General features: G+C 71.2%; 4 protein-coding genes. All 4 read right to left on the bottom strand.

The annotated features are described in order from the left end of the window. Window positions 1-1,413, bottom strand: a 1,413-nt coding sequence (locus D7V88_RS45295; protein WP_208726661.1) for a transglycosylase domain-containing protein, incomplete at its 3' end; no start/stop codon positions are given. Then, window positions 1,413-7,316 carry an Ig-like domain-containing alpha-2-macroglobulin family protein gene (locus tag D7V88_RS35335; protein ID WP_120545000.1) on the bottom strand — a complete coding sequence of 1,968 codons (5,904 nt, stop codon included), beginning with the start codon at window positions 7,314-7,316 and terminating at the stop codon, window positions 1,413-1,415. The genes D7V88_RS35335 and D7V88_RS45295, both read right to left, overlap by 1 nt. A gap of 93 nt (window positions 7,317-7,409) precedes the next feature. Beyond that, window positions 7,410-7,622 (bottom strand): hypothetical protein, encoded by a 213-nt coding sequence (locus D7V88_RS35330; RefSeq protein WP_120544999.1) that lies wholly within the window; start codon window positions 7,620-7,622, stop codon window positions 7,410-7,412. 145 nt (window positions 7,623-7,767) lie between these two features. Beyond that, the coding region (locus D7V88_RS43285) for a hypothetical protein (RefSeq protein WP_120544998.1) at window positions 7,768-8,629 on the bottom strand (862 nt) is incomplete at its 5' end.

Raw genomic sequence — 8,629 nt, 5'->3', positions numbered from 1 at the left:
ACCCCGCGCCAGCCCCCGGTACGCCCGCGCCAGCTCGCGCAGCGTCACGTCGCCGTTGCCCAGCACGATGCCCACGCCGTAGTGCGATGCGGTCTCCTTGAGGCTCTGGAAGCCCGCCTCGCGCAGCACGCGCAGCACCTGCTCCGGCCCCAGCGCGTCCGCCAGCCGCACCGCCGGGATGTTGTAGCTGGACGCCAGCGCCGCGCGCAGCCGCACCGGGCCGTGCACACGCCGGTCGTAGTTCTTGGGCACGTACGAACCGCCCGGCGTGGCCAGGTGCACCTCCACGTCCGCGAGCACGCTGGACGGCGTGAAGCCCTTGCTCAGCGCGAGCCCGTACGCGAACGGCTTCAGCGCGGACCCCGGCTGCCGGAGCGACCGCACGCCGTCGTTCTGGCCACCCTTCTCCTCGTCCAGGAAGTCCGAGGACCCCACGTACGCGAGCACCTCGCCCGTCGCGTTGTCCAGGACGATGGCCGCCGCCTCCCCCACCCTGCGCTCGGCGAGGCCCCGAAGCTCCTCCACCATCGCCTTCTCCACGGCGGCCTGGAGCGCAGGGTCGATGGTCGTCTCGATGCGCGTCGCCTGATCCAACCCCAGCTCCGGCAGCCGCTGGAGCAACGCCGTCGTCAGGTGCGGCACCTCGAAGACCCGCTCCACCGGCACCAGGTCCAACGGCGTCTCCGCCGCCAGCCGCGCCTCCTCCGCCTTCAGGAAGCCCTCCTCCACCATGCGCGCCAGCACGCCACGCATCCCCGCCACCGCCGCGTCCTGCCGGCGGTACGGATCCCTGCGCGCGGGCGACCGGGCCATCCCCGCCAGGAGCGCCGCCTGTCCCGCCGACAGCCGCTCCGCCGGACGTCCGAAATAGCGCCGCGCCGCCGCCTCCACCCCGAACGTGGAGTTCCCCAGCGGCACGCGGTCCAGGTACTCCAGCAGCACCTGGTCCTTGGACAGGTGCGTGGTGAGCCGCAGCGCCCACAGCGCCTCGCCCGCCTTGCCCCACCACGAGCGCTCGCGCGGCACCAGCCGGCGCGCCAGTTGCTGCGGAATCGTGGACGCACCCGATACGATGCGCCCCGACTTCACGTTGTCGCGCGCCGCGCGCACCACCGCCACCGCGTCCACGCCCGGATGCCACGTGAAGCGTTGATCCTCCGCGGCGATGAAGGCCGCGCGGACCCGAGGAGGAATGCGTCCCCCCTCGAGCCCCACACTGCGTCCGTCCTCGCGGGAGAGCACCTCGCGCAGGGCCTGTCCCGTGCGGTCGGTGATCACCAGCGAAGACAGCGCCTCGCGGGACAGCAACGTCCCCGGCAGGGGCATCGCGATGAAGCCGATGCACCCTGCCCCGACGAGCGCCAGGGCCACCGCCACGGCGCGCGCCATCCCACGAAGCGTGAAGCGCTTCATCACTTCGAAGCGACCTCGTCCGGCATCAGCACCGGGAAGCGGCCACCCTCGGAGCGGCCAAAGACCTCCGGCGCGTACATCTCCTCCGCCTTCGCGGGCTTGAGCACGAAGTCACCCGGCGTGGTGGCGCGGGCCACGAAGCTCGTCACGTGCACGCCCGGAGGCAGGTCGTCGGCGAAGAAGATGACGCGGTCATCCCGCTTCTCCGTGTGGTTGAACGGAGACCAGAAGCGCGTCGCCCAGGGGTTGCGGGGCTCGTCCGTCTCCGACAGGTCCTCCTCGCTCTCGTAGTCGTAGCCCTCGCCGGGGCCCTCCTCCTCGCCGGAGCCCGCCGGCCCGGGAAGCTGCGCGGTGCTGGCCAGCGACGTGTCCACGGCCTCCAGGCCCGCGGGCAGCGGCACGTCCACCACCACGAAGTGGCGCCGCATCGGCGTCGCCACGCGCACGCGCACGCGCACCAGCTCACCCGCGCGCGCCGCCTTGGCCTGACCGCCGCCGTTGTACGGCTCGAACCAGCGCTGGACGATGAGGCCCCGGTCCATCGCATCCAACGGCATCGCGGCCGGCGCGTAGCGCAGGAGCGCCCCGTAGTAGAGGTTGCCCGTGCCGTTGACGCTGAAGGTCAGCGGCTGCGCCTTGTCCGCGGGGCCCAGCTTCTCCACCGGAACCTGCGCCGTCTTCACGCCCAGGTCGCGGCCCCTGAAGTCGGCGGAGGCAATCACCTGTCCGCCCAGCTTCACCACAGCCTCGAACGCCGGCACGTCCTTCTCCTTGCGGCGCACCACGTCCGAGAGCGCCATCAGCGAGAAGGCCGCCTCCTGGGTGTTGCGGAACCGGCCGTCGCCCTCGCGCGAGGACGCCAGGTAGCGGCCCATCTTCGACACGTAGGGGTGATCCGGCGTGATGCCCACCAGCGTCTGGAGCACCAGCGCCGTGGTGCGCGTGTCCGACGACCAGAGCGGCGCGTACGTCTTCGCGTCCGTCTCCTGGAAGTGCACGCCCGCCGGCGTCTCCTGCGCCTTGTTCAGGATCTCCTGCAGGAGCGTCTGTCCCTGCGCGCGGTTGCCCTTGCCCACGAAGATGGCGTCCGTCAGCATCGCCTGGGCGAAGAGCGGCAGGCTCTGCCGCTTCTCGAACAGCTCGTTGTAGTACGACGGCCGGGGCGAACCCGTGCGCGCCAGCGTGTAGAGCGCGAAGGCCCGCGTCTCCAGGCCCGGCGCCTCGCAGCCCGAACCACACGGGGTGCACACGCCCGCGGCCACCTTGTCCGCCAGGAACTTCTTCGCCTTGGTGAGCACGTTGGCGTTCACCGCGAAGCCCACCTCCTTCGCCCGGGCGAGCGCCAGCGTCGCGTACGCGGAGGCGTACGGCGAGGAGCACTCGCTGGACGCCCAAAAACGGAAGCCGCCGTCGTGCGACTGGAGCGCTTCGATCTTGCGCACCGTCGCCAGCACCACCGCGTCCGGGTCCAGCGTGCCCTGCGCCTTGAGCGCGTCGTCACTGAGGAAGCCGCGCACGAACTCCTGCTTCTGCTCCTCCGAACCGCCCGTCCAGGCCACCCCGAACTTGCCCGACAGTTCGCGCAGCGCGACGAACGGCACCAGCCGCGACGACATCTGCTCCAGGCAGCCGTAGGGGTAGTCCACCAACTGGTTCATCGACTCCTCGAAGCCGCCCATCACCGTGGACGACATCGTCACCGTGAGGCCGCCCACGCCGGGCCGCACGCCGCCCGGCGGCTTGAGGCCTTCCACGCGCTCGCTGGTGGTGTCGCCGTACGTCGCCACCGCCTCCAGGCCCACCGGGAGCTGCACGGGGATCTTCTGCTCCACCCCATCCGTCTCCCCGCCGCCCGCCACGGAGAAGCGCAACACCGCGGTGCCCGGCTGTTCGGCCACGAAGGTGAAGCGCACCTCCCGGGCCTTGCCGTCCACCAGCGTCACCGTCTTCTCCGACGGTCCCTCCACGCGCACGCCCGTGAGCTGCGCGGTGACCTTCGCCTCCTTGATGGCCGGGTTCGTGGTGTGGATGACCACGCCCGCCTCCGCCTTGTCACCCACGCGCACCAGACGGGGCAGCGCCGGCAGCGCCAGCAGCGGCTTGGCCACCTGCACCTTGCTCTCCCCCACGCCGAAGCGGTCCCCCTCCGTCACGGCGATCGCCATGATGCGGAAGGTGGTCAGGTTGTCGGGCAGCGTGAACTCCACCTTCGCCACGCCCTGGTCGTCCGTCTCCACGGACTGGAACACCGCCGTCGTCTTGAAGTTGGAGCGGAAGCCGGAGCCAGACGTGTCCGAACCACCGGAGCCGCCCGGCCGCGAGCCCTTCTCGCCGTACAGCTTGCGCAGCACCAGGTGGATGAGCGGCTCACCGATGCGCACCGACAGGCCGCGCAGCGGGAACAGCTCCTCCACCGGATCCGGCGCCTTGTAGCCCGTCAGGCGCAGCACGCCCTCGTCCACGGCCCACAGCGTCACCTCCGACTTCGCGCCCTTGCCCGCCGCGTCCTTCACCGCGACGTTCACGGTCACCTTGTCGCGGGGACGCTTGTCCTGCGCGTCCGGCGTCAGCGCCACCGACAGGCGCTTCTGCTTCTTCTCCACCTTCAGCTCGGTGTAGCCGACGCGCACCGCGGGGCGGCCCGGGTCGTCACCGGTTTCAATGCCCTTGCCGTCCGGCACGCGGCCGCGCACCAGCACCACGCCCACGAAGACGTTGGGGATGGCCCCGTCGCCCAGCGGGATGTCCAGCGCCGTGGCGCTGCCCTTGAGCTTCACGCGGCGCACGCTGAGGATGCCCTCGCGCTCCACCGTCACCAGCGCGTCCGCCTCCGGATACGGGCTCTTCACCAGGATCTTCGCGGTGTCACCCACGTCGTAGAGCTGCTTGTCCGCGACCAGGTCCAGGCGGTCCGTGTCGTTGCGCTGCCACGACACCCAGCCGGAGCCCGTGACGTAGAGCGAATCCCGCGTCGTCGCCTTGCGGCCCTTCGCGTCCGTCGCCACCGCCTCCAGCACGTACAGGCCGGGCTCGCCGGGGGTGAACTTGCAGGCCTGCGGCGTGGCCGCGCTCTTCACCGAGCACTTGGACACGTCCGTCTCCACCGGCTCCGTCACGGTGAAGTACTGGCCGCCGTCGCCCTTCTTGCGGATGGACTTCCATTCGCGGCGCTTGATGTTCACGTCCAGCGCGATGCCTCCCTGGCGCTGGCCCAGGGGCGTCACCGCCACCAGCTCCAGGCCCACTTCCTTGCCAGCCTCCGCGAAGCCCGTGGAGAGCGTGCGCAGGCCCGCATAGACATCCGCGGGGTGGACGGTGATGAGGTTGCGGTTGGCGATGCGCTGGCGGTTGACGTCCTCCACCTCCGCCTCCAGCGTGTACTCCCACGTCTTGCCGCCCGGCGTCTCCGCCGTGCCCAGCGCCAGCGCCAACTGCCCGGACGCGTCCGTGTGGCCATCCCCCGTGGCGAACGTCTCACTGCTGTGCTCCGGCTGCTCGTCGTCCCACCACCAGGTGTTCACGCCGAAGGTGAATGCCTCGTTGCCCGGCGGCGTGAAGAAGCTGCTGGCCCGGCCCACGCTCCAGCGCACCTGCGAGTTGCCCATGGCGCCGCCGAACAGGTAGCGCGCATCCACGCGCGCGGTGAGCGCGTCGCCCGCCACCGCGTTCTGCTGGGGCACCGCCACGTCCACGCGGAACTGCGGCGCGCGGTACTCCTCCACGCGGAAGCTGCCGCCGTAGCTCACCGTCTCACCGGCGATCTTCAGCGTCGCGGACACGTCGTAGAAGCCCAGCGGCGCGTCCGCGCCCAGCTTCATGTCCGCGCGGAAGGTGCCGTACTTCGTGATGTCCGCCGGGCCCTGGAAGACCTTCTCGCCGCGCGAGTTGGACACCGTCACCTGCGCCTTGGAGCCCGCGGGCGGCGACTTGAGCACGCCCAGCCGGCGGTAGCGCGCCACGCCCTTGAGCATCACGTCATCGCCCGGGCGGTAGATGCCGCGGTCGGCGAACACGAAGCCCAGGCTCTCCGGGGTGAGGCCATCCCACGCGCTCATCAGCGAGAACGCGCCGGGCGACATGCCGCCCTGCCACGTGGACAGCGTCACGCCGATGTCCGTGTCCTTCTGCGCGGACACCATGGCCCACGGCGTCTCCCAGGTCGACTCGCGCTTGACGGGGATGAGCCCCGACAGGCCGGGCACCTTCGCGATGCCGTCCTTGTCCGTCGTGCCCGTCCACTGCTCCGTGCCCGCCTTGTCCCACAGGGTGAGCTGCGCGCCCGGCACCGGAGCGCCCGTCTGGAGCGACGTCACCCACACCACGCCGGAGGTGGCGCCCAGCTTCGCGTGCACCGCCAGGTCCGTCACCTGTCCCACGATGCGGCGCGGGTAGCGCTGCTTGAGCGACGGCGCGTTCAGCCGCGTGACGAACAGGCCCGTCTTCGCGCCATTGAACGCCTGACGCAGGTCCAGGGGCACGGTGCGCTGCAGGTTGCGCGCGCCCGACGTGTCGACGGTCACCTTCAGCGGCTCCGAGGTCGGCCACGCGTTGCCGGAGGCCAGCACCGGCGCGAGCTGCGAGGGCGACAGCGACCACAGCTCCGCCTCCACCGACGGGACGTTGGTCACCACCAGCGGCAGCGAACCGTCACCGGAAGCCTCCACCAGCGCTTCGTCGGAGCCAGAGTCGAACGAAGGCTCCACGTCCGACAGCTTCACCTCACCCTGGAAGGCCGGGCCCGTCTGGCCGAAGAGGTCCTTGTAGCCCGCGGCGACCTTGATCTTGTACGTGGTGCCGGGGCGGTAGCGGCCGGGCAGCGCCACGTAGGGGCTCGTCATTTCGGAGCCCGGCCACGGCATCTGCGTCTGGACGCGGTCCCAGTCGATCTCCGCCTTCGGCTCCAGTGTCACCTTGCCCTTGAGCGAGGCCACGTCCAACTCGTTCGACGTGTGCAACGTCAGCGGGCCGTAGGAGCACGTCTCCTCGCCCCAGGTGAACACGCACGCGCCCGCGGACTCCACCTTGAGGTCGCCGTAGGTGGAGTAGCCGTAGCGCACGGCCTCCTCCAGCGGCAGCGGGCCTTCCACACCCGTCAGCGTCGAATCCACCACCAGGGTGAACTTCGTCCCCGGGGACAGCTTCTGCGCGGGCTTCAGTTCGTACTTCACGCGCCGGTCCTGCGACTTGCGCTCCGGGCCGCTGCCCACCTGCTCTTCCTTGATGTCCGCGAACGCCGTCTCCTTCACCAGCGTGAGCGCCACCGGGGCGCCGGTCGCCATCTCCAGGCGCGCGTGCTGGGGCAGGTCCTTCACCTTCTGGTTGAACACCAGCGTGAAGACCTGCTCCGGCAGCACCCAGTGGAACTCCGCATCCGGCTGCACGGACTGGATCGAGGGGCGCGTCGTCTCGAACTCGAAGGTGTAGGGCGCATCCAGCGTGGTGCCGTCCATGGCCTTGAGGCCCGCGGGCACCGTCACCGTGTACTTCGTCGCCAGCTTCACGCCCGTCTGGGGCACGAACTCCACGCTCGCGGAGCCCACCCAGCGCCATTCACCCTGGAGCGCGGGTTCAATCTTCGCGGGCGCCGCCAGCCCGCGCTCCTGGGCCACCGTGCCCAGGGCGATCATCGGCTTGGTGAAGGTGATGGTCGGCCGGATGTTGCCGCTCGCCTTGCCCTGGGGCCGGGCGGCCACGACGCTCAACGGGCCCTGGTCCGCGAGCTCGGAGGGGTCGATCTGGAGCGCGGGGGGCTCCGGCAGGGGTTCGACGGCGATGCCGCCCGTCTTCGAGGACGAAGCCGACGCGGTGCCGGCATCCGTAACGCCGCCCTTCGCGTCCTTGTCCCCGCGCGAACACGCGGTCACGACGAGGCAGGCGAGGGCGAGCAATGAAAGTCTGCGCATGGTGGGGCTCACGAAGTTCCAGGGCGAGCACACGTGGGCTCCACCCCGGAAAAATGACGCGAGCACCGTACCACGGGGCCCCCCACCCCGACTTCACTCCTGGGGGCGCGGATCCGCTCCTTGGATTCCAAGTGTCCGAGAGCCGTAACCCTTCCCGGGAATGCGGCCATGACGCGGATGGACATCCCGCTTCGGCGCTCCGTCCGCGAGCACGGAGTCCGGCGCGAAGGACTCCGCGACCGCGACGACGAAACCGCCCAACAGCTTGCGCCAACGGGACTTCGGTCGGTGACGGGACGACGCCATGGGGGCCTCCAGCTTTCCCAATCCGCGGGAAGGCACCAACCATGTGAAGGGGACCGCGAGGCGGCCATCGCCCCGGTGAGCAGGCCCCCTTCCGGATGCGGACAGTGACGCGGGCTGCCGTCGCTGGCCTACCGCCCGGCGATGCTCAGCCCGGGCCGTAGAGCGCGCCGCCGGCCAGTCCCATCAGGAAGGCGACGGTGACGAGCAGCACCACCCAGCGCACGGGGACCGAAGCGGCGCGCGCCACCGGCTGTCCGACCATGGCCCGCGTGGGCGCGGATTCGTCCGGCACGAGGAGGCGGACCTGGATGGCCGACGTGCGCAGAACCTCTTCCACGTCGGTGAGGAACTTGTCGTATTCCTCGGGGAGCAGCTCCAGGGGGCTGCCGTGCTGGAACTCGTAGCGCTTCGCCACGGCCTCGTGGTTGCGCAGCGAGGCCTGCCCCTTGGCCACGTCCACCCAGCCCGCGATGAGCGCGGGCGCCGCCCCCTTGCGGTCCACCAGCGAGATGGCCTGCCGGGCCTGCTTGCCGCCCGCGGTGCTGGGGCCTTCGGGTTCCTCCACGCGCAGGATGCGGTGCGGGGTGCGGCCGTAGATCTTGTGCTGGAGCTCCGACTTGAGGCGCTCCGCGAGCAGCGCGGAGTGGGTGGCGAACATCGTGCGCAGTTCGGCCGTCTCCGGCTCACCGGCCCGGCCCGCGGCCTGCGCGGACGGAAGCGGCGCGAGGATCAGCTCCTCCTGCCGCCCTCCCCGCGCGCCACGTCCTTCGTCGCCGCCGCGAACTTCGGGACCACGGCCCAGGCGCGGAGGCTCCGCGATGCGGGGGAGTTCGGGCGCACCGTCCAGCTCCGCGCCACGGCCCGCGCGGATGATCTCCGGCAGGCCGAACCCTTCCTCCCGGGAACCGGCGCGAGCGGACTCCGCGCCACCCCGGCCGCCGCGCGCGTCACCACCGCGACTGCCTCGTGGAGCATCGCGCCCTTCCCGCGCACGGGGCGGGGGCGGG

The organism is Corallococcus terminator, from assembly GCF_003611635.1.
In the GTDB taxonomy this organism is placed as follows: domain Bacteria; phylum Myxococcota; class Myxococcia; order Myxococcales; family Myxococcaceae; genus Corallococcus; species Corallococcus terminator.
Note: the sequence above shows the minus strand (reverse complement) of the source record. Positions and strands in the feature narration are given on the sequence as shown.

Excerpts from the sequence above, each read along its gene's own strand:
- D7V88_RS35330 (WP_120544999.1), bottom strand. The coding sequence starts at position 7,622 with ATGGCGTCGTCCCGTCACCGACCGAAGTCCCGTTGGCGCAAGCTGTTG.
- D7V88_RS35335 (WP_120545000.1), bottom strand. The coding sequence starts at position 7,316 with ATGCGCAGACTTTCATTGCTCGCCCTCGCCTGCCTCGTCGTGACCGCG.